The organism is Nocardia sp. (genome assembly GCF_025465275.1).
Classification (GTDB): domain Bacteria; phylum Actinomycetota; class Actinomycetes; order Mycobacteriales; family Mycobacteriaceae; genus Nocardia.
This window is the reverse complement of record NZ_JAODNK010000204.1, coordinates 1-21,896: the sequence shown is the minus strand read 5'-3', so window position 1 is coordinate 21,896 and position 21,896 is coordinate 1. Positions and strand designations below refer to the sequence as shown.

Here is a 21,896-nt window from a genome sequence, read left to right as displayed (position 1 = left end):
TAACTCGCGGTCAGCAGTCGCCGCTGTAACGCAGAACGGTGCGACCGCCGGTGAGATCGACACCGATGCCGCGGTCGTTGACGGATAGACGTGGATCAGGTGGCGTCGCGGACCTTCTGCACCGCGGTGCCGAACAGGTTTTCGAAGGTGCTTTCATCGCTTGTGCCAGTGAGGTTTTCGGCATGCACGGCGACGGTGATGCTGTCGACGAGGGCGTATCCGGTGTAGGAATTGGTCGCCGCAGAGTTACCGTTCAACTCCGATTGGGAGGTGGTGCGGTAGGCGACCGCACCGAGTCCGTTGGTTTGATCCGGCAGTGGGAGCGACTCGGTCGACACGGTGGTCGTGGTGACCTGTTTGCCGAGCACCGTGGTCGTGAGGGTCATCTGTCCGCAGCGGGTGACCGAATCGGAGACTTTGGCCAAATCGGCGGCAGTGTTGGAGATGATCTCGGTGAACACCGTGCCGTCACCCTGCTGCGCGCCGGCGAAGGAGGCGTTCTGCGTCAACTGCTGCAATAGATTGGTCAGATCCTGTTGTGCGCTGGCGCATTCGGCCGGATTGACGGTGAGCGGGCCCTGCACACCATTGTTGTTCGAGGTGCCCGAAGCATTACTGAACCCGGAGACCACCGATTTCTCGCTCACCCCAAGCATGCTCGAACCGGAGGGGAACTCCGCGGAGTTCAACAGCAGCTGATCCGCCCGCGCGGTGGTGGTCGCGTGTGCGCTCGTCGTCGATGCCGAGGGTGCGGCGTCGCTGGTTCCGGTGACGGCACATCCGCTGCTGAGCAGCAGTCCCGCGCTCACGAGCGCGGTGGCACCGCAGAGTTTGGTCGCAATGGTCATCATTGACTCGTCCTCCTTGAGCGGTTGGATTCGAACGGCTCGAGCGAAGGGGAAGCATTGAAGTTTGCCTGTTATTAGCTAAAATATCTGGCAGGTGCCTGATTGCAAAGACTGCGCGCGGCTTCAGTTCCTGGGAACCCGTGGCCGACCACAGGCCACCTCGCTGACCAGGTCCGTCCATGCGATGGCGTGCAGGCCGAGTTCATGCCAGGCCGCATGGACGCTCTCGTCACCCCGTTCGCCTCCTAGCGCGGCGACGCCTTGCGATGCGCGCACGTCATCCGATCCACCGCATCACCGACCGAGCCGACGCGGTCTGGATCGAACCGGGCATTTCGCGACACCCACACAGGTCGATCCGTCGGACCAGCTCCACCCGCATCACGGTGAAACCCGGCGCGTCGGGATTGTCACGATGCGTACCCCAGCTTTCTCATGTCCGGCTCTGCCCCTGTCTACTGACCATCGCCTCATCGGTGCTCTCGGCGGTGTAGAGCGGAATGAAGCCCTTCCACCAGCGGCAACTCGCACCAGGTGAAGGTGCCGCCACCGTTGGCAGGCACCCGCCCCGCCTCCCCGAAGCCGGCGAGAGCCGTACTGACCGGTTCGTCGGCGTACTCGCGGGTCTCATGGATTTGGATCAGCAGCGCGTCGCTACGCAGCACAATCCGGACCGTGAGCTGATTCAGCTCGGCCCCCAGCTGCCTATAGATCGGGGTGTCCACCGCGACCGGCGGTCGGGTGGCCGCCACCGCTTCCCGCGCAATGGTCACAACCACCGATTCGGCCGACCGCACCATCCCGCGCAGGCCGGCGCGAGTCAGGTACTCATGGACGTGCAGTAGGACTACCGGTTCCGCTGCTCCCACCGGGAAACCGAACTGGCCGACTACCGAACTGGCGGTCACATCCGTGCGGCCCGAACGCCGCCGATCCTCCGCACGAGCCGCGTCGTCGGCAAGATTCAGATGCCAAACCTGGACATTCAGCAGCGAAAGGCGTTGCAGCAGAGCACTCCTCGGCCTCGACACCCCTTCCAGGTGCGTGCGCGCCGGCACCACCACATGGGCCGAGGTCGCCTGCTCCACACTGCTGATCAGCGCCCACAGTGCCCCGGTGTGCGAACCCCGCTCACAGAAGATTTGGGCGACATCGAAGCCTTCGCCGTCAGCGAAGGCGCGGATATGCCGCTGTACGTCGTCGATCCGGCCTTCCACCAGTTCCTGGCGCAAGTAGCCGAACATCGCCGGTCTGATCCCCATCGCAACACCCTTCGCGTTTCGACAACTTCACATGCGGCGGGCGATCACCCCTCCATCCCGGGGCAGGGCGGTGGGGGTAGTCGACGTAGGCGACTTCCGCCGAGCCGGGCAGACCGTCGTGACACCGGCCGGCATGCCCGGCCCGGCCGTGTGCGCGGATTTACTTTTGCCCGTCTCCCATGTTCCGGAAATCGCAACCACAGCCAGTGCCGGGCCGGGGTCCGCCGCCGCGTTTTCGCTTCCCCGCGTCGATCCGCGAGTGCCTGGCGCTGATCTCCTGATCGACCGCGGCGACGATGGCGTCCAGATGCGGTCCGGCCGGCATCGGCTCTTCCAGGATCTCCGCGCGCCAGTTCGCCAGCAGAGCCGCGAGCTGATGGTCATCCGCGGAGCCCGTCTGCACCGGCCCACCGCCGGAGAGGGCATCGATCAGCGCGTCGTCACGGCGCACTGCCGCAATGTCACCGAATGCTTCGGCGTAGGGACAGCTGTACTGCGATCTGAGTCGCTTCCAGCCGCCCCGACCGCGCGCGCTATCCCTGGCCATACATTTCACCTGCCCTCGCTACTCGAGCCTCGAGCGGATATTCCGACTCTCTCAACCATAATTGTACAGTTGTCAATTTAAAATTGGTCAATGGGGAGCGGGCTCGAGCGCAACGTCACACTCCCAGCTACAATTGAACAAGACTGGCATATTTTGGACAGAGAAATTCCAAGTTGGAGTCCGAGATGCGCGCAACCAACAAGAGGATCAATGCCGCGGCGATCAAGTTATTCGCCGAGCGCGGCAGCCTGGATCTGACGATGAGCGAACTCGCCGAAGCCGCACAGGTGTCGCGCGGAACGCTGTACCGCAATGTCGAATCCATCGAGCGCCTGTTCGACCAGGTGGTCGAGGAACTCGCCATCGAATGGCTGGCACGCGTCGGGGTGGCGATGGATCGGCACGGCGATACCGATCCGGCCGCCCGCCTGGCCGTCGGACTGCGCCTGTTCGTACGGCTCGCGCACGAGAATCAGGCCCTGGGCAGGTTCATCGTCCGATTCGGTATGACCGACACGACATTACGCGGCATCCTGTCCGGTCCGCCGATGCACGATATCGAACAGGGAGTCGCCGCCCGCCGCTATACCCTCGGTGGCGCAACGGAATTGGGTGTCGCCTCGCTCGTCATCGGCACCGTCGTCAGCGCCGTGTGGATGGTCCTGGAAGGCCACCAAGGGTGGCGCGAGGCCGGGTCCAGCGCCGCCGAACTACTACTGCGAGCACTGGGCATCACAGCCGAGGAAGCGGGGCGCATCGCGGTGACCGACCTGCCCGATCTGCCGCTCGACTGAGCGCCGCGGCGGCCCGGAACGCCGATCGGGTGCCGGACATCGTTGTCCCGCACCCGATCCGCGCTACCAGTTCATTGACACGGCTGAGCCGCAACACCTTTCACTTACCGAAGTACATCAGCTCCCATACGGCAGTCGGGCTCGAGTACTCCTCGGCCAGATTGCCGCCGCGGAAGACCCGGACCGTAGCCTCGCCGGTGAAGCGGTGATAGGCGCCGTCGAAACCGGTGACACCGCCGACCACGGCGCGCAGCAGGGAATTCGGGATCATCTTCTCCAGGAAGGGGGCAACCAGGATGTTCTTCTCCCGATGCAGAGTGATCTCGTACCGCTCGTCCGCACCCGGCGCCTGGTATTCGAAGAGGAGATGGTCGCTGATCGGTTTGATGCTGTCCGGCCCCACACGCGGATAGCTGCGGTAGACGATGACGTTCTCCTCCTCGTCGGCGACGGTGTGACCGTCGCGCGCGAGGTTGAACACGACTATCGGCACATTGTCGAACTCGGACTCGGCGATGATCTCCGCGACGATGAAGGTGTACGGACCGATTTCGGCGCGACCCCAATACCAGTGGTTGATCACCTTCGGCATCATCACGGTGCCCCAGTTGTGGTCGTGATAGCACGAACCCGACTCGGTGAACGTCGCTTCCGAACCCTTTACCGCGACAGTGGCTTTCCCCTGCGGCACCGCGACCACCCAGCCGAAGAACTTGTCGTCGGAGCCGAAGGTGATGACGCCGGTCTTGGGCCGCCAACTATTCGTGGTGCGGTCGATACTGACCTGAATGTCGAGGTCCTGGTCGACAACCTTGATCTCGTAATGCTCGAGGTCACCGCGGAAGTAGTTGTCACCGACCCGAACATCGCAAGTGGTCTCGCTCGCCGACCATTTGTCCGCGTCGAATTTGAGCTCCCGCTCGATATGGGTACCGTCGGGCCGATCGATCTCGACGGTGATCATCGGGCCCATCCCCTTGAACGGGGTATTGAAATCCTTGGTGTAGAACACGATCACGACGGTGCTGCCATCGGCGAGGTGACTGTCGAAATACCACCACTCCCAGGTGCCCGGATCGCCGCTGGTGCGCATGCCGTCCTCGGCAACCGCGGGTGCGCGGTTGTCGGTCCCGAGGTTCAAGGCGCGATAGTGCTCGGCATCGGACAGCAGACCGGCGGACAGATCCTTGCGGGCTCGGTGGAGCGGCAATGCGGGTGCGGGCATGACGTTCTCCTTCGATGAGGGTCTACGACTCGTTCATCCAAAACAGTACAGTCGTGTTCTATTTCGGTCAACAATGTCCAACAGGAGATATAGCTAACACGTATCGAGTCAACCTACGCCAGAGCGTCGAAACAGATCGTCCAGTTTGCTGAATTGCGGCTCGGCGCTATTCCAGCACCGGCTCGATAGCGGGAGCCGATACCTGCGCGGCCGCCTGTGCGAGTTCGGCACAGTCACCGGTGGCGATGGCGCCGACGTAGCCGTCTGGGCGAACCAGCAGCACCACTGGTGTACTCACGCCGTAGATTTCGCGGAAGCCGCCGGCGATGTCGGCCAACACGATGTCGGCAGTTGGGTCGGCACCCGCATCGATCGCCACTCGCCGCAGCGACGCACCGGAGGTCGGCCATCGCAAACCCTCGAGTCCCGTCATTGCTTCGGATCCGTACGCCAGAGCGGTGAAATGCGGACCCGCCAGTATCTCGAACAGTCGCAGTGGTCCCCCGGCCGCGTCGAGTAGCTTCGTGTCCGGGGCGCGGTCACCGACCGACAACGTCGCGGTGCGCTCGGTGGTCGACGCGGCCAGCGGCCCGCCTCGGTAGTTGAGCCGGAGCTGGCGTTCCTCCGTGCCACGTTTGAGACTCGAGGGATCGAGTTTCGACATGCCTTGATATTTCTTCGTCGACAACCCGAGCACCCGGGCCGCGATCGGCAATCGCTCGGCCTCGTAGGTGTCCAGCAGCTCGTCCGGCGCCCCGGCCAGGACCTGACCGAGTTTCCAGCCGAGGTTGTAGGCATCCTGCAGCCCGGTGTTGAGGCCTTGCGCTCCGGCGGGCGTGTGCACGTGGGCGGCATCCCCGGCGAGGAACACCCGGCCCGAACGATATCGGTCGACCATGCGAATGTTGGGGCGGAACACCGACGTCCAGCTGATGCCGGACAGTCGAATTCGCTTGTCACGGGTGAGTTCACGGATCCGATCGGTGATCGCGTCGCCGTCCAGCGGTGGCTCCTCATCCGGGCGCAGGCGGATCATCCACTGGAACTGGTCGGAATTCGGCAACGGGCACGCGCCGATGAACCGGCCGCCCGCCCCGGGCCACATGTGCCACCGGTGGCGAGAGAGCCCTTCGACCGAGGCGTCGACGATCAGCATCCGGTCGTCCTCGTCGGTCGATCCGAGAAACCCGATTCCGAGCGCGCGGCGTACCGCGCTCGACCCGCCGTCGGCGCCGACCAGGTAGCGGCAGGTGATCTCCTGCTGCCCTGCCTCGCCCATGACCGTCGCCACCACCGCATCCGTGTGCTGCTCGAATCCGACCAGCTCGCAACCGAATTCGACTGCGCCGCCCAGCCGCTGCAGTCGTGCACGCAGAGCCGCGTCAGTGCGGTGCTGCGGAATCATCCAGGTGTTGGAGTAGGGCACATCGGTCGTCACCTCGTGCAGCTGTTGCATCCGCCACGGAATCGTCAACGGGCCCAGATGAATTCCCAGCGGCGGATACTCGCCGCCCCCGGCCAGAATGTCATCGAGGGCGCCGAGGTCGTAGAGCACTTCCAGGCTGCGCGGCTGAACGCCCTTGGCACGTGAACCCTCGAACCCGTGTGCGGCCTTGTCCACGATCCGGACGTTCAGCCCGCGGCGAACCAGATCCACGGCCAGCGCGGTGCCGGTCGGGCCGCCGCCGACGACAAGGACCTCGATCATGTCAGCGCTCATCGCTGCGACCGCTGCCCGGCTCGATCGGCGAAGGCGCCGAACTTTGCGGCAACCTCGGCGGGCCGCTCATACGGGGCCATATGGCCACACTGTTCGATCACGTGGGACTCCATGGGAGCCAGTAGTTTTCGGACCTCATCGAACCGGGCGACCGGGGTGACCTGGTCCTCCGCTCCCCACAGCAGCATCGACGGCACCGGCGACTCCCCCACCCGCGCGAACAGATCCTGGCGCGCGGTCAGCGGGAAGTCCGCGATGGTGGCGAGCAGTGCATACATCGAGCCTTCGAACTCGTAGCATTCGCGCACCATGGCCGCGAGCGCCGCGGACCGCTGCGGGTCACGAACGTTGTGCGACAGGTGATTCCGCAGCATTCGGTTGCCCAGGTACTTGCCCAGCAGTGCACCCGACCGGTCGTGGCGCAGCAACTCCGCACCGGCAGGTGGTTTCGACTCCAGCCCGCCCGGCCCGACCACGGTCAGTGTCGCGGTCTGTTCGATGTGCCGTTCGACGAAGGCCAGCGCCACCAGCGCACCCATCGAGGTCCCGACCACATGCCAGGGCCCGGTCACGCCCGACTGCTCGATCAGGTCCGAGAGCTGACGAACGAACAGCGTCTCGTCGTACCCCCCTCGCACCCGGTCGGAATAACCGCGCCCGTATCCGCTGTAGGCCAGGGTGCGGAATCCGCGCCCGTGCAATTGCTCGGCGAACAGGTCCCAGTAGAACAGCGGGATGGTCAGCCCGCCCGCCAGCACCACCAACTCGCCATCGGCGGGCCCGGTGAGCTCGTAATGGGTGACACCGCCGGAGCATTGCGCGAAACTGCCGCGCAGCTCATCGCGGGTGGCCGAATCGAGGCGACGATGCTCGCCGCGGGCGACGAAATACCTCATGGCCGTTCCTCATTCGGTGTGGCGCGGCGCGGTTCGGCGGTCAGGAAGTCTCGGATCGCCGCCACAACCCACTCGGGAGCCTCCTCCGGCAGCAGATGGCCGCCGTCGTGATAGATCGATTCGCGGCTGCCGGCAATATCGCGGGCGAAGTGCTGGCCGTCGATCATGCCGCTGCGCAGCACCAGCGTCGGGGCCGCGATCATCGGGATCTCCTCGCTGCGATCGATCTGGTCGGTATTGGCGAAATCGATGAACGCCTCCTGATTACCCGGGCGCATCAGCATCGCGTGCACCCGGTCGACCATGGCGTCGTCGACGATCGTGGATCCGGGCCCGACCGCCGACCGCAGATTGCGTTCGGTCGCCGACCGGGAAGCCAGGCGCCGCAACACCATCCGCGCCACCGGGTTGCGCGCCAGCCGCAACCCCAGCGGCAACGACTTGTCCGGATAGCCGGTCGCGTTGATCAACACCAGCCGCTGCACCCGCTGCGGACAGTCCAGCGCGAAATTCCACGCGACATTGCCACCGAGTGAGTTGCCTGCCATCGAAGCCGCCGGCACATCCAGTGAATCCAAGAATGCCGCAACGGTTTTCGCATACGTCCGGATGCGGTAGTCCCGATCGGCACGCGGCCCTGTGAGCCCGAACCCCGGCAGATCCGGGCGGATCACCTCGAAGGACGAAGCCAATCGGTCCACTACCTGATCGAATCCCTGCAGCGACGAGCCGCTGCCGTGCAGCAGCAGTAGCACCGGGCCGATCCCGGCCCGCTTGTAATGCACATTCCGACCCTCGACGCTCGCGAACCGCGAGTCCGCGTCGATGTAGTCCTCGGCAGATTGTCGTTTCGACATAATGGCAACAGTGTTGCCGATATTGTGATCAGCGTCAAGCACCCCTGCGTAGACCGGCCAGTCCGGCCACGATCAACCGGAGCCCGAAAGCGAATTCCTCTTCGAGTGTCGCCGTGGGCAGCGAGTCGGCGACAGCGAGAGTTGCCGGGAACGCCTCAGGGTCGAGCTGGTGATACAGGCTGCTGACCTCGGCAGCATCCGAGTCTGCGGCGCCGTGGCGAGGAAGCTGGATCGCGAAACCGAGCACATAGCGGGCGATGGTGGCATAGGCGCGAGCGGCAGCCTCGCCGGAGAAGCCGTTACCGAGCAGCATCGCGAGGAACCACTCCCGGTGGACCATCGCATGGGGACCGGTCGGCACCCGCCCGATCAGCAGCGGCGCCACGCCCCGGTGCCTGCTCAGCGTGTCGAAGATCGCCTGCCCGGCGAGCAAGCAGACCTGCTCCCAATCAGCCCCGCGCATTGCGTCGGGATCGAGCTCGATTTCGCCGAACACGCAATCGACCACGTGCGCAACAAGTTCACCGCGATTGGCCACGGCTCGGTAGAGCGTGGCCGTCCCGGTATCGAGCCGCTGCGCAAGGGTGCGCATCGATAGCGCGTCGGCCCCGTCCTCGTCGACAATGCGCAGTGCCGCGGCAATGATCCGATCGAACGGAACGCGCGGCCGGCCCGGAGAACGGCGCCGGCCGTCGGACTCCTTCACGAGATTCTCGTCAGTGCTCACGACCACATTGTCGCGAATCGGCGGAGGAGACTTTTTACCCGCGCCGTTGAACTACCGATTCAGACCCATGTGATGACTTGCTCGTGTTCCAGGCGGGGAAGCCGCTGGAACCAGGGCTGCTCGCTGGGATGCCCGATATTGACCACCAATGTCGACTTCAGGCGTCCGTCAGGAAAGAAGTCCGCATCGAACCCGGCGGCATCGAATCCCTTCATCGGCCCGGCGGCGAGACCGAGCGCGCGGACGGCGAGAATGAAGTAGCCCGCCTGGAGCGCGCTGTTGAAGTCGGCACACGTCGCCCGCCACTCGGGGGCGGACTCGTAAACCTCCCGGATGCCGGGACGGAAGGGCAGCAGCTCGGGCATATGCTCGTGAAACCGCGTGTCGGTGGCCAGGACTGCGATAACAGCTGCCGAGTCGCTCTTGGGTTGATTGCCCTCGGACAAGTGCTTCATCACCCGGGCTCGCCCCTCCGGAGTGCGGGCGTACAGCACGCGCAGGGGCTGGATATTGCTCTGGGTGGGTGCCCACCGAGCCAGCTCCCAGATATTGCGCAGCTCCTCATCGGTCACCGGAGTGTCGGCGAAGCTGTTCGCGGTGCGTGCTTCGGTGAAGAGGGTGGCCAGTCCGGCCTCGTCGAGCCGGCAGAGGGGCTCCAGCAGGTTTTCCGGCGATGGTGCAGACATCAGTGCTCACTTTCTTGATTTCTGCGATCGAATACGTCGCAGTCGGATCGATACTCGGATCGGTTCAATTCTTTGCGGCGGGTCCTGATGCGAAAGCGCGTATTCGGCTGCGGCGCAGCAGAAATGCGCCTGCTGCCGCCGAGGCCACCGCGGTGACCAGCAGCACGATCGGTACGACTCGGAAGCCGACCTCAAGTAGCGTGATGCCCTTGCGTGCTTCGTGTAGTTGCTGCGCCACGCTATCCGCGGTGAGGGCCAGGGTCGCCTTCATCACGGAGATACCAGGTTCGTCGGCCTGCCGCGCGAAGTAGATCCGCGGTGATTGCCGGCCCTGCACGATGGCGCCGGTGGCGGGTTCGACCCAAAGGTCGCTCTCGCAGGTGTACCACTCATGCATTGTTATCGGCTCGTCGGCATCGGCGATGCCCCATTTCCGGGCGGGCAATGTCATGGCGGGTGAGGTCGGTGGTGTGGACGCGGCCAGATCGACAGGTGCGACCCGTTGCCGGAAGTGCAACACCCACACGCCGTCGATGGTGGTTTCGTCGATGTAGTCGATCGGGGTGCTGGTGCGCGAGATCGTGTCGAAGTACGGGTAGCTGATCTTCTTGGTGCCCAAGGGGAATCGGTACTGAAGCCCGGTATGCGGTACTACCTCGGCAGGAACGCCGGCACGAGACTGAATAGCTCCCGTACCGCCAGCAGCAGGTTGACCGGTTCGGCGGTCGATGGTCACGGTATCGACCGTGGCGGTCAGCAGCGCCGTGTCACCCTCGATATCGCCGCGCCGCACGGTAGAGGCTGCCTGGATGGTCAGCACCGTCGCATCGGACGGATCGACAACGAGGGCGTGCTGCTGGCTGATCAGCGGAACATCACGAAGGACCCGCAGTGGACCGTCTCCACGCAGCGATGCCATATCGAGCACCTCCGCACCACTGTTGCCCGCGGCCGCGGTGGTGGCCACGATGGTGATGTCGAGGTTCAGCGGCGTCTTGGCGATGCGGTGGGCAGCGTAGGTCGGCAGCATGGCGGCCGCGACCAGGCAGAAGACGCCGAGTCCGATGAACGAAGAGCCGGCCAGTTCGGAACGAGATCGCATGTCGCCTACCGGTTTCCGTATTCGACGTTGCCGAAGAGCGGGCTGCGTGGATCTTGCGTTCCCGAGGGGCTCGGCCTGCTGTTCTGTTGAAGGGCAGTCGTACCGCCGACTACAACAGTCACGGCCAATAGGCTCGCGACTGCAGCCGCGACAATTGCGGACGTCAGGGCTCTCATGAATGAACTCTCCTTGCAGATGGTGATTTCGAGATGGCGATCGAGCGCGGCGCCGGCCCTGTAGGGTGCGATGGCTGGCTTGTCGGCCAGGCGGCCGAGTCCGCGCGGCAGGAGATTGCCTGCGATCGCATTGCAATAGAAGGGGTGGGCGTCGTACCCCCGGTAGCCGATACCGCCGGCTAGCAGGATCGTTTTCGTCGCGACAGTCAGGTAGCTCGGCGTGGTGCGAGATCCCGACCACGCCTGGCGACTTCGCCGAAAAGCCCGGAGTTGGCTACTTCGCCTGCGGTCATGGGCGCCACCTCCTGTGAAGCAATGGAAAAAGACCTTGTCAATACGACCCCGAGAGTCGCGCTGGCCGGCCGACGAGGGGTGATCGTCGACACCACTTCGCTACCGTAGGTATCAGATACCGGTGCAGCGAGAATCGCAGCTCTCCAGTGTGACGTCAAGTGCAATCAACAAATACGCTGGTAATGCACGGATCCGGTACCTCCGCAGTCAGAGTGACTGACACCATAGTGACTTAACTCATATCTTTCACCATAAGTACCCGATACCGTCGGTAGCAAATTGACATCAGGACTGGAGCTACCGGAGGCGGTGCCGGTGCGTATTTGGCCCGAACAGCCCCTGCGTGATCAGAATTCACGTCACGCGCGGTCCAGCGCAGGGAAGTGCCGAACGACGGCCGGGATGAGACGGCTTCAGCCGGAAACGCATCGACCAGGCCCCGAAATTGCCCTAGTTCGTCACGGGATGGCCCAGGAAACGTCCACAGGCCTACGTGAGCGCCGTCCCGCCGAAATGTTGACAAACAGGCTCGAGCACCACGACGACCTGCAACGACAGTACGGTCAGCTACCAGATCCACTATCGCACAGTGTGATTCATGGCAACGCATGGCAGGGCAATCTCGTGGTACCGCCCCTCCGACACGCCCATCGTGCTCGACCTCGACAGAGTATTGATCGGCCGACCGGAGTGGGATCTCACCCAGCTCGCCGTGGATTACGCAGTTTACAGCCGACCCACAAAGACCGCGACATGGATTGCGTCACCAAGCCGATCTTCCGACACGTAATACCCAGCAGGGCAGACTATTTCAGCTCGCGAGCAAGTGTTTGCTGTGATTCACTGACCGCACTCGCTGTCTGTGAAATAGCGATTTGGTCTAGCAGAGGGATGTGACTTGGTTTTCCAATCCGACTCGACATCTCAGAGGCCTTCGGCCGAGCTGTCAGACATCCCGGAAGTCATCGAGGATCACGGTCTCCACGATGCTCAATCGATACGAAGCCTTGCGGGACGCGGAGTCGACAGCTATCGCAGCAACCTCGGAGGCAACTCGGTCAGCGACGTTCTGTCACTGATCGATGTTTTCGCGGGAACGAGCGACTCCGCAGCCATCCTGGACTACTGGGCCACGGCGAATCTACTCTTCCTTCGCGGCGAACCGCACGAAGCCAAGCACATGATCGACGATATGCTCGCGCTTCCCGGACTGAGCAAGGAGATTCGCCGGGAGGCCACTGCACTGCGCCTGCTGTTGCTGTCTCTTGTCGATGAACAGTCCGGATCCGCGCAAGCCGAAATCACGCTGGCCCCCAACAGGAATGAATCCGCAGAGGCTGCAACCGCCGTAGCGATGATCGTCCTGTCGAATCAACGTTGGTACTACGGCTCGCTCGCAGAAGGGCTCTGGCTGAACCAGTTTGCCATCGCAACCGTCACCGCCGACATGTCGGCCCGCTGGCTCTTGTGCGCGAAGATGGTACTTGCCAAGAAGCTCATCGACCTTCGCGCTACCAGGCGAGCAGAACTGCTGTTGCAAGATATGGAACTGATCATCGACCAGCACGGCCTGGACGCGTATCAATCGGTAACGACCGCAGTGCGCGCGACACTCCTTTTGGAAGCAGGCCAATTCGACCTCGCGCGAGAAACCGCCGCAAAGTCGTTGCAGACAGCTCACGATCGGGGGACGACAATCGGTCGCCAGTTGGCACGGTCCGTCCTGGCGGAGGTCGGCATCCGTGTCGGCGACGACGACGATGCGGACCGATGGCTGCGGATCTGCGACGACGAGCCCGTGTTCTACTGCTTTCCCGACGCTGCGATCAGACTCATATGTACTCGGCTGCGCCTCACCGAGATTCGCACCGGCAGCGACCGCGCCGTGGAACAGGCGATAGAGAATTGGCCGCAGCTGTCCGTGAACAGCCAGTTCTTTCTCACAGACCCGGCGCGCCCGGCCTGGCTCGCAGAGGCGGCACTCCGCACAGGACACGACGACTTCGCCCATACCGTCGCACACGCGACCCGCGATATCGCCCTTCGAAATCCGCATACAAAGCTCTTGGATGCGGCGAACGGCTATGTGGCCGCAGCGTTCACACGGAACGGGATCGAACTGGAACGGCGTCCGGATCTGCCGAGAAGCCCGCGAACACCCCCTCGGTTCGCGGGGAACCCCACGGCGTCGTTCCCGTCGACTCCCGCCGCCGACCCGGCACCACCCGCACCGACGTTCGGCTCGCGACCGGCCGCACCTGCTCGGGCCATTCCGTTCGATGACTTGACCAATCGCGAAATTGAAATCGTGGAGTTGGTGACGCACGGTCTGACCAACCGTCAAATCGCCGCCCGGGTCGGGCTGTCGCCACATACCGTCAACTTCCACCTGCGCAAGGTATTTCAGAAACTTCGTGTGCAATCCCGTGTGGAACTGGCCAGCGTCGCTACCAGACTCCGTTGATCATCGAGTCGACGGGAGTGGTTCGGCCGCGGAAGGGCTGGTGCTGGCTTCTTTTTCAGCCGCGTCTCCACCTCGGGGGATCCGGATGAGCAAGGCCGATGCGATGAGACCAATAACAAGGACCATGATCGGCAGGTACATCGACTCGCGCAGCGCGGAGCTGAAGGCGTCTCGCAGCGGCTCTGGAACTACCAACGGTCCAGAGCCTCCTTCGGCGGCCCCGCCACCGAGCCCGTGAGCGGACAGCCGGCTAGCGACGACTGCGCCGACCGCCGCGCTGCCGAGAACCGAACCGACCTGACGGATCGCGTTGTAGACCCCCGCTCCAGCACCCGCTTGGTGAAGCGGGAGATTGTGAGTTGCGGTGGCCGCCAAGGGTGCCCAGACGCCGGCGTTCGCGACTCCGAAGATCGCAGATACCAGGAGGAACTCGGCGATCGAGGAGTTCGGGGTCATCAACATCGCGAACCAGCCAACCGAGATGATGAACAACCCGAATCCCAACGTGGGGACAATGCGCGGGTGGATCCTATCGCCGAGCTTGCCGAGGACCGGCGCACACACCAGAGTGACGACAGCCATCGGCGCGGCCACCAGTGCTGACCGAGTCGGAGACAGCCCTTGAACCCCCTGCAGGTAGAAATAGAAGGGCACCATCATCGCCGCGACCGCCGCGCCGACCGAGGCGATGGCGAGATCGGCTAGCGCGAAGTTGCGATCTCGGAACAGACTCAGCGGTAACAGCGGCTGGCCGGAATTGCGGGCCTGGTTGACCACGAAGATCGCGAGCACCACCAGCCCGGAAACGATCATTGTCCAGATCCACGCATCCCAGTTTCGACTGTGCCCCTCTTGGACGCCGAAGACCAGCATAAACATGCCGACTCCGCTGAGGACGACACCTGGGACGTCGAACTTGTGCTTGTGCGTCGGCAGACTGGGCACGAATCTGGCCGCAAGTACGAACGCGATGAGCCCGACCGGGACGTTCACGATGAAGATCCACTGCCAACCCAACCCGTCAACGAGTACGCCACCTAGCAGCGGGCCGACCAGATTGGCGAAGGCAGCGGCCGCGCCCCACACGCCCATGGCGGCGCCGCGCTTGTCTTGGGGGAAGATCCGGGTAATCACGGCCATGGTCTGCGGCGTCAAAAGCGCCGCACCGAGACCCTGCGCGGCCCGCGCGGCAATCAGCATGCCGATCGTGTGCGACAGTCCGCACCATAACGAGGCCGCGGTAAATACGGTCAGGCCCACGAGGTAGAGGTTCTTGGGGCCGAAGCGATCTCCGAGCCTGCCACTCACCAGCAGTGGGACGGCGAACGCGAGTAGGTAGGCACTGGTTACCCAGATCACCTGCGAGATATCGGCGTGTAGATGTTCCAGGATCACCGGGTTGGCGACCGCGACGATCGTCATATCCAGCACAATCATGAAGAAACCGATGATCAGCGCCGACAACGCCAGCCAGGGGTTGCGTTCAGTATTCACGTGTGTCTCTTCCGGGTCGGATGTCGATTACCTGCCAGGTCACTGACGAGGTCGCGGGATCAGTCCGCGTACCGGGTCACGGCATCGCCGAGGTCCGCGCGGGCAGTGCGGAAGGAGTTGATCGGGTGGTCGATGTCGGGGTATCCGAGGCAAATGCCAACGAGCACACGGCGATTGTCGGGTAATCCGAAATATTCGTGCAGAAACGGGGAGTAGGAAGCGAGGGCGGCCTGGGGCGCTGCGGCCAGGCCGAGGCTTTGCGCGCCGAGTAGGACGCTGTTGATGTAGAGCCCGCAGTCGAGGGCGCCGTAGATACCGAGAGCGGCCTGGGTGGTGACGACTGCTACGTGGGGTGCGTCGAAGAGCTCGAAGTTTCGAAGAAACTGCTGCATCGTCCGTGCGTGGTCGCCCTTCACAATGCCGACGCTGTCGTAAAGCTGTACGCCGCAATCACGTCGGCGCTGCTTGTATGCACCGGTGTACTCGGTGGGGAACGGAAAATCGGGGGCCGGTGCGGCCCCGCCCTGGATGTAGGCGAGGAGTTCCTTGCGGAATCGGTCGGTCCCCGCGCCTTCTGTGACGACTACCTGCCAAGGCTGAGTGTTGGCCCAGGACGGTGTGCGCTGGGCCAGCCGAAACAACCGGTCGAGGGTGTCCCCCGGCACGGCATCTGGCAGAAACTGGCGGCAAGCCCACCGGTCATCCAGTATCCGCTCCAACGTTGAGGTCTGGTCCGCACGGTCGCTGATCTGCGTCATCGTCGAATCCTTCTGCATTTCGGTCTTCTTTCGAGACCATATGTTAGCAGCGGCAGTCTCATTTTGGAACCGCTGTAATCTGGAAGTTGTGCGCTACGAAGAGCTTTCAGACGAGCCGTGCTCGATCACACGTCCGCTCGTGGTCTTCGGCGACCGATGGACGCTACTGATCCTCAAGTACGCCTTCGCCGGTATCCGCCGCTTCAACGCCTTCCAGAGCGCGCTCGGAATCCCCCGCAGCCGACTCCAGGACCGCCTCAACAGGCTTGTCGAGCACGGCATCCTGACCAAGCAGGCACCCAAAGAGGGCGGCCATGAGGAATATCGCCTTACCCAGAAGGGCCACGACATCTACCCCATCCTGATGGCGATCAAAGATTGGGGCGATGCCTATATGGCGCCCGACGGCCCGCCGGTGGAGTACCGGCACCGCGACTGCACCGGCGAAGCGCACGTACGGCTCGAATGCGATTCGTGCGGCAGTTCCCTGACAGCCCGCGACATCGTGCCGGCGCCGGGCCCGGGCCTGAATATCGATTCGGTCGAACGTTAGCGCCGCAGTCCGGATCCCCGAAACAGGTTGCCGTTCCACAGCGCTCAGTGTTGCCCCGAGAACAACCTGCGAAGATCTGGGTAGACGGCCGAGGCGCCGCCCAGCGCCCACCCGCCGTCGACCGGAATCGTTGCTCCAGAGACATAGCTCGCCATCGGCGAAGCAAGCCAAAGGCAGCAGTCGGCGATCTCCTGTTTCGTCCCATAGCGCCCGAGCGGAATAGACCGCGCAACAACATGTTCCGCGTCCGGTGTCGGCGCGAGGCGCGCCATGCCCTCCGTCCCGGAGATCGGCCCGGGCAGCACCGCGTTGACCCGGACCCCGAGCGGGCCCCATTCCAGTGCGGCGACCCGGGTGACCATATCGACTCCTGCTTTCGCCGAGCAGGCGTGGATTTGCATCTCCATCGGGATCGACGACTGCGGCGCGGAGATGTTGATGATTGACGCCCCAGGCTTTCGGAGATGCTCGAACGCCGCCCGCAATACATTGAAGGTCCCGATCAGGTCGATCTCGATCACCGTACGAAACCCGTTCGACGACAACCCCATTGCCGGCGCGGGAAAGTTGCCGGCCGCACCGGAAACGAGAATATCGATGTCCCCGACCTGCATATGGGCATCGGCCAGTGCCGCGGCAACAGCCTCGTAGTCGCGCACGTCGGCGGCGAATCCTATTGCTTTGCCACCATTTTCGAGGAGCCGGGAAACTGCCGCGTCGACTTTGTCTGGATTGCGCGACAGCACCGCGACACTTGCCCCTGCTGCGGCGAACGCGTCGGCGATACCGAGGTTGATTCCGTCTGTACCGCCGGCAACGAAGACGGCCTGGCCGCTGAAATCGAATGAATGAGTCACGATGGGTTACCTATCGTCCGGCGAAGTTGGCGTCGCGACGTTCAATGAACGAACGAATACCTTCGATACCGTCCGCGGTGTGCATCAGTCGCCTCATGACCGGCATCAGCTGCGCGGTCGCCGCCTCCTCGCCATCGGCGTACGCGCGGTGCGCCGACAACAATGTCTCGCGTACTCCCACCGGAGTCGCCCGTGTCGCAATCTGCTGAGCCAGCTCGACCGCACGCTCGACATGACACCCCGGCTCCACGACCTCCTGGACCAGGCCGATCCGCAGCGCCTCCGCAGCGTCGAATTCATCGCCGGTCAGCAGCAACCGCATCGCGTTGCCCCACCCTGCCTCGCGGGGCAGCCGGAAGGTCGCTCCGCCCGCCGGATAGCTGCCGCGACGCACTTCCAGCTGGGCGAACCGCGCATCGCTGGCCGCGATGCGTATGTCCGCGGCAAGCAGCAACTCCATCGCGAGTGTCATTGCCATACCTTGGACGGCCGCGACGATCGGCGTCGTCCAGGGACCATCGAGGCGGAAGGGATCCCGACCCTTCTCCGAGTACAGCGGCGTTCCCGACGCCACCGCAGGTCCGACTTCGGCGAAATCCAGACCGCTGGTGAAATGGTCACCGTGGGCGAAGAGAACGCCGCAGCGTAGTCCGTCATCCCGCTCCAGCTCTCCGTATGCCTCCGACAACGTGTGCAGCATCTCGAGGTCGCACGCGTTGAGTTTGTCAGGGTTGTTGATTCCGATGAGCAGTACGTATCCGTCACGCTCGACAGTGATTTTCGGCATGTTGGTCCTTATCGCTCTAGGGATTGTTGCTCGACGATTCCGCCATGCTCGTACGCGCGGAAGTCCACGGTGCGAATCGCTCGCGCATACGCAAGGTGCGAGCCCGGCCAGACCGCGAATACATTTCCGTCCTCGTTCGAGTACCAGCCCGGGCAGCCCGATGCGTACACCGTTTTCTGCAACTGCTGCTGCCGTCCGACGTTGTAGTCCTGCTGAACCTCCGGGCGGACGTCCAACCAACCTCCGGTCGATGCGATGTGCTGCAACGCAATTCGCGCATACCGAGCTTCCTTCTCCAACATGAAGATCACCGAGTTGACGCTCGACCCTGTGCCCGGGCCGTAGATCATGAACAGATTCGGATAGCCGGAGACGGCTACGCCGAGGTATGCCTCCGGCCCACTCTTCCACTCCGCGTGCAGCTTTCGGCCGTCCCGGCCGGTGATATCGATCGGCGCAAGATATTCGTCCGCCGAAAAGCCCGTGCACCAGATGATCACATCGGCCTCGATCTCACGACCGTCCGCCAGCTCGAGGCCCCCGGTAGAAACACGGCGCACTGCCTGCCGGTGAACGGTGACGTGCGCGCGATCCAAGGCCGGGTACCAGTCACTCGACGCCAGCGGACGATTGCACAACGCCAGGTAGTCAGGTGTCACCGTGGCTCGCAACTCGGGATCCCGGATCTCTTGCCGTATCTTCCGCCGCAACGTGGCCTGGAACATTCCCCGCACCACATCGAGGCTGCGGTAGATCAGTGGCGCGCGCGATTCGAACGTCAGAAACTCAAGGTTGTGTTCTGCTCGCATCAGCATGGGGAACTTCCGCATCAGTCGCTTCGTGAACGCAGTCCTGGGCTTGTTGTGTTTGTTTATCACCCAGTTCGGCGACCGCTGGACAACTGCGAGTTCGGCGACATCGTCCACTATCTCAGGTAGCAGCTGGACAGCACTTGCACCGCTTCCCACCACCACGGCCCGTTTGCCCTTCAGACTCACCGAGTGGTCCCACTCCGCGGAGTGGAACATGGCTCCGGCGAAACCTTCCATGCCGTCCAGATCGGGTATCTTCGGCCGGGACAGCAGGCCTGTAGCGCAGATCAGCGCGTCGAAGTAGCGGATCTCACCGCTGCGGAGGTCCAGGAGCCAACGATCATCGACGAACGTCGCCGCGACCACCTCCGTCGTGTAGCGGATCTTCGGCTCAACGCCGTACTTGGCTGCGCAATACTTCAGGTAGTCAAGGATTTCCGACTGCGTCCCGCATGTGGCCGACCAGTCCGCCTTCAACTCGAACGAGTACGAGTAGATCGACGACGGCACGTCGCATGCTGCGCCCGGATAGGTGTTCTCGCGCCAGACCCCGCCGACGGAGTCGCCCTTCTCGAACACCTCATAGGAATGGATTCCGTTGCGTTCCAATTCAATAGCGGCGCCGATGCCACCGAAACCGGCTCCGATGATGGCGACCGAGGGTGTCGATCGTCGCTCTTCGCTCACGTCAGGGGTTCCTCATCTTCGATAACGAGCAGATACAGCAGGCGCTCAAGAGCCGAGATTCTGCAGACGCACCTGTCCACGCGCGACCAATCGGCTTCTGTCGTCAGTGATGACGACCTGCCAAATCTGTTGGAGCCGACCACGATGGATGGGGGTTGCTTCCGCGTGGAGGGTGCCTCGAGTAACCGACCGCAGGAAGTCCGTGTTGTTGTTCACGCCGACAACCCCGCCGCCGGTGCCGGCGCGGTTGAGCCAGGTCCACGCTGCTGTGCTGGCCAGCGACTCGACGACGGCGCTGTACACCCCCCCGTGCACGACGCCGTAAGCCTGGTGCAACGACGGTCCGACCGTCCACTCACCACGGACACGGTCTGCGGACAGCTCGGTGTATCGCAGCCCGATCACACCATCGAATCCATTCGCATTGAGTGCCGTCACCTGCTCGGCGGTCACCTCGTCGGCGCCGGTGTTCGCGGGGAGTACTTCCAATTGCACTTTCTCAGACATAACCCATCCATTTCGCCACGGTCTCGGACATCATCTCGTTTGTTCCTCCGGCTATCGACATCACCCGCGCATCCCGATAGTGGCGGTTGATTTCGGTATCACGCATATATCCGGTGCCACCATGCAATTGAAGAGCCGCGTCCGCGACGAACGAACAAGCATCCGTTGATTGCCTTTTTGCCATGCACACCTGCGGTACCAGAATTTCACCGGCGGCAACACGTCTGATGATTTGCCGCGTATATGTTCTGGCGACATCGACGGCATGTGCCATTTCCGTGATCTTGTGCCGTACAAGCTGCCGAGACATCAGAGGTTTTCCGAATGTGGATCGCTGCCTGCACCATTCTTCGGCGAGGTCCAGGCAGCGCTGCGCCGTGGAGTATGCAATAGCCGCCTGCCCAAGTCGCTCGGAGAGGAACAATTCGGTCAACATACGAAATCCCTCGTTCTCCGCACCGATCAGATTTGCCACCGGCACGCGTACATCGGTGAACGCCAGATCGGCAGTGTCCGAACAATCCCACCCCATCTTGTCCAGTTTTCGCACCACCTCGAATCCGGGCGTATCGCTCGGTATCACCAGTAGTGAGATGCCCCCGTACCCGGATCCTCCGGTGCGCACCGCGGCCACAATGAAATCCGCTCGAACCGCGGAGCTGATGAAGATCTTTGCTCCGTTGACGACGTAGAAATCACCCTCCCGGCGTGCCGTCGTCCGCAGAGCCGCAACATCGGATCCTCCGCCCGGCTCGGTGACCGCGAACGCCGCGATCGCGGTCCCGGCAAGTGTCGGTCGAACGAATTGGTCTACGAGCAGAGGACCGCCCTGTGAGACGATAGGGGCCAACGCGATACGGTGCGCGAAAAGCGACATGATCAGACCGCTGGAGCGACCCGCATACGTCAATTCCTCCGCCATTGTGAAGAAATCTATACTGTCACCCCCGCTACCGCCGATAGATTCATCGAATTCGATACCCAGCAGCCCAATCTCAGCGGCACGCTCATGAAGCTCCCTCGGCAGCAATCCAATACGCTCCCATTCATCAATATTCGGAACGATCTCCTTCTCTGCAAAACTCCGGACCATTTCACGGAGCGCCACGCGTTCTTCGGTCGAAAATGGATCCGCATTCACTTCTTCAAATTCCATCGCTGCCACCTACCAGTTGTTTGCCAACTCGGCATTGATCCCCTTGCGCGGCACTGCGCAGAATTCTCTGATTCAGAGAATTATGACGTCGAGGTCAGTCATTTCGAGCAGAACAGCAGAGTTTCATTACCTGCATCATTCTCGACGACCCCGGACCTTCTTGACGTCAATCTCTCTACCGATACGAACCGGTGAGATATGGATAAATCTACCGGCAGCAGCAAAGCTGCGGAACTGCTTCTTCGGGTAGCCGCAGTACTATCTTTCCGCTAGGGAACTACTCGCATAAGCAGTCCGTAGCACCGGCGCGCGATGGCCATTGGGGCCATGTTCCTCGGTGCCCTCGTCGGGGCCCTGGCAGTCCTGCACGGCAACCACCCGGCGCTCCCCCTGCTGCTGGCGGCTCTCCTCCTCGCCGCTGTTACCGCGGCCGCGTTCGCGCTGACGCGCTCCGATCGCGCGTGGGTCCGACCGTTGTAACCGCACGCCTTCGCTGTCACTGATGTGACCCCCGTCTCACACTGAGACGCTCGAGATGCGCATCACCGGGTGCAATGAATGGGACCTCGTTCCCAGAGCCGGCGCCCGGCTAGCTCTCGATCCAGGAGGCGCAATTGAGTAGGCAAAGTCTGACGAAGGCTCATGCGAAGATCACCGAACTATCGTGGGATCCGACCTTCGCAACGC

22 protein-coding genes are annotated in these 21,896 nt (G+C 63.0%); 4 read left to right on the top strand and 18 right to left on the bottom strand.

All coding sequences use genetic code 11. The annotated features are described in order from the left end of the window. Nucleotides 1–95: 95 nt before the first annotated feature. The 3 genes from JWN03_RS41580 to JWN03_RS41570 form a co-directional block, all read right to left on the bottom strand. Nucleotides 96–851, bottom strand: coding sequence for a hypothetical protein (locus tag JWN03_RS41580; protein ID WP_297627702.1), 756 nt, complete (start codon nt 849–851; stop codon nt 96–98). 467 nt (nt 852–1,318) lie between these two features. After that, entirely contained in the window at nt 1,319–2,110 is a 792-nt protein-coding gene (locus JWN03_RS41575; RefSeq protein ID WP_297627699.1) for a hypothetical protein, read from the bottom strand. Nucleotides 2,111–2,270: 160 nt separating this feature from the next. Beyond that, the gene (locus tag JWN03_RS41570) at nt 2,271–2,561 is read right to left on the bottom strand and encodes an anti-sigma-D factor RsdA (RefSeq protein WP_366914555.1); all 291 of its coding nucleotides are present in this window, start codon (nt 2,559–2,561) and stop codon (nt 2,271–2,273) included. A gap of 281 nt (nt 2,562–2,842) precedes the next feature. Between JWN03_RS41570 and JWN03_RS41565 the strand changes: the two genes are divergently transcribed. Further along, a complete protein-coding gene (locus JWN03_RS41565) occupies nt 2,843–3,451 on the top strand; it encodes a TetR/AcrR family transcriptional regulator (protein ID WP_297627698.1) in 609 nt (202 codons plus the stop codon). A 100-nt stretch (nt 3,452–3,551) separates the two neighbouring features. Here JWN03_RS41565 and JWN03_RS41560 read toward each other — a convergent pair whose 3' ends face one another. The 8 genes from JWN03_RS41560 to JWN03_RS41525 all read right to left on the bottom strand — a co-directional run bounded on the left by JWN03_RS41560 (nt 3,552) and on the right by JWN03_RS41525 (nt 10,840). Further along, entirely contained in the window at nt 3,552–4,676 is a 1,125-nt protein-coding gene (locus JWN03_RS41560; RefSeq protein ID WP_297627696.1) for a hydroxyneurosporene dehydrogenase, read from the bottom strand. Nucleotides 4,677–4,842: 166 nt separating this feature from the next. Then, on the bottom strand, nt 4,843–6,396 hold the full coding sequence (locus JWN03_RS41555) for an FAD-dependent oxidoreductase (protein ID WP_297627694.1): 1,554 nt from the start codon (nt 6,394–6,396) through the stop codon (nt 4,843–4,845). Next, complete coding sequence (locus JWN03_RS41550; RefSeq protein WP_297627692.1) at nt 6,393–7,292, bottom strand: alpha/beta fold hydrolase; 900 nt, start codon at nt 7,290–7,292, stop codon at nt 6,393–6,395. Before JWN03_RS41550 ends, JWN03_RS41555 begins: the two co-directional genes overlap by 4 nt. After that, entirely contained in the window at nt 7,289–8,149 is an 861-nt protein-coding gene (locus JWN03_RS41545) for an alpha/beta fold hydrolase (protein WP_297627689.1), read from the bottom strand. Before JWN03_RS41545 ends, JWN03_RS41550 begins: the two co-directional genes overlap by 4 nt. Before the next feature lie 34 nt (nt 8,150–8,183). Then, on the bottom strand, nt 8,184–8,855 hold the full coding sequence (locus tag JWN03_RS41540; protein WP_297627742.1) for a TetR/AcrR family transcriptional regulator: 672 nt from the start codon (nt 8,853–8,855) through the stop codon (nt 8,184–8,186). An 80-nt stretch (nt 8,856–8,935) separates the two neighbouring features. Further along, nucleotides 8,936–9,562, bottom strand: a complete 627-nt coding sequence (locus JWN03_RS41535; protein ID WP_297627686.1) for a malonic semialdehyde reductase — start codon at nt 9,560–9,562, stop codon at nt 8,936–8,938. Nucleotides 9,563–9,626: 64 nt separating this feature from the next. Beyond that, nucleotides 9,627–10,664 (bottom strand): DUF3068 domain-containing protein, encoded by a 1,038-nt coding sequence (locus tag JWN03_RS41530; RefSeq protein WP_297627683.1) that lies wholly within the window; start codon nt 10,662–10,664, stop codon nt 9,627–9,629. A gap of 5 nt (nt 10,665–10,669) precedes the next feature. Further along, nucleotides 10,670–10,840, bottom strand: coding sequence for a DUF2613 domain-containing protein (locus JWN03_RS41525; RefSeq protein WP_297627680.1), 171 nt, complete (start codon nt 10,838–10,840; stop codon nt 10,670–10,672). A 1,192-nt stretch (nt 10,841–12,032) separates the two neighbouring features. On the opposite strand from JWN03_RS41525, the gene JWN03_RS41520 reads away from it, so the two are divergent. Next, complete coding sequence (locus JWN03_RS41520) at nt 12,033–13,598, top strand: helix-turn-helix transcriptional regulator (RefSeq protein WP_297627677.1); 1,566 nt, start codon at nt 12,033–12,035, stop codon at nt 13,596–13,598. Here the strand turns inward: JWN03_RS41520 and JWN03_RS41515 are convergent, their stop codons facing one another. Further along, nucleotides 13,599–15,092 (bottom strand): DHA2 family efflux MFS transporter permease subunit, encoded by a 1,494-nt coding sequence (locus JWN03_RS41515; protein ID WP_297627674.1) that lies wholly within the window; start codon nt 15,090–15,092, stop codon nt 13,599–13,601. It lies immediately after the preceding gene. A 59-nt stretch (nt 15,093–15,151) separates the two neighbouring features. Next, the gene (locus JWN03_RS41510) at nt 15,152–15,850 is read right to left on the bottom strand and encodes a nitroreductase family protein (protein WP_297627671.1); all 699 of its coding nucleotides are present in this window, start codon (nt 15,848–15,850) and stop codon (nt 15,152–15,154) included. 88 nt (nt 15,851–15,938) lie between these two features. Between JWN03_RS41510 and JWN03_RS41505 the strand changes: the two genes are divergently transcribed. Continuing rightward, nucleotides 15,939–16,403, top strand: coding sequence for a winged helix-turn-helix transcriptional regulator (locus JWN03_RS41505; protein WP_297627668.1), 465 nt, complete (start codon nt 15,939–15,941; stop codon nt 16,401–16,403). Between the two features lie 44 nt (nt 16,404–16,447). Here the strand turns inward: JWN03_RS41505 and JWN03_RS41500 are convergent, their stop codons facing one another. Genes JWN03_RS41500 through JWN03_RS41480 form a run of 5 tightly spaced genes read right to left on the bottom strand, consistent with a single transcriptional unit; the run spans nt 16,448 to nt 21,209 of the window. Further along, complete coding sequence (locus JWN03_RS41500) at nt 16,448–17,260, bottom strand: SDR family oxidoreductase (RefSeq protein ID WP_297627665.1); 813 nt, start codon at nt 17,258–17,260, stop codon at nt 16,448–16,450. 10 nt (nt 17,261–17,270) lie between these two features. Continuing rightward, entirely contained in the window at nt 17,271–18,047 is a 777-nt protein-coding gene (locus tag JWN03_RS41495; RefSeq protein WP_297627661.1) for a crotonase/enoyl-CoA hydratase family protein, read from the bottom strand. Nucleotides 18,048–18,055: 8 nt separating this feature from the next. Further along, a complete protein-coding gene (locus JWN03_RS41490; protein WP_297627658.1) occupies nt 18,056–19,546 on the bottom strand; it encodes a flavin-containing monooxygenase in 1,491 nt (496 codons plus the stop codon). A 45-nt stretch (nt 19,547–19,591) separates the two neighbouring features. Continuing rightward, nucleotides 19,592–20,053 carry a PaaI family thioesterase gene (locus JWN03_RS41485; RefSeq protein ID WP_297627655.1) on the bottom strand — a complete coding sequence of 154 codons (462 nt, stop codon included), beginning with the start codon at nt 20,051–20,053 and terminating at the stop codon, nt 19,592–19,594. Beyond that, complete coding sequence (locus JWN03_RS41480; protein WP_297627652.1) at nt 20,046–21,209, bottom strand: acyl-CoA dehydrogenase family protein; 1,164 nt, start codon at nt 21,207–21,209, stop codon at nt 20,046–20,048. Before JWN03_RS41480 ends, JWN03_RS41485 begins: the two co-directional genes overlap by 8 nt. Before the next feature lie 312 nt (nt 21,210–21,521). Between JWN03_RS41480 and JWN03_RS41475 the strand changes: the two genes are divergently transcribed. Then, complete coding sequence (locus JWN03_RS41475; RefSeq protein WP_297627649.1) at nt 21,522–21,689, top strand: hypothetical protein; 168 nt, start codon at nt 21,522–21,524, stop codon at nt 21,687–21,689. Nucleotides 21,690–21,896 lie beyond the last annotated feature (207 nt).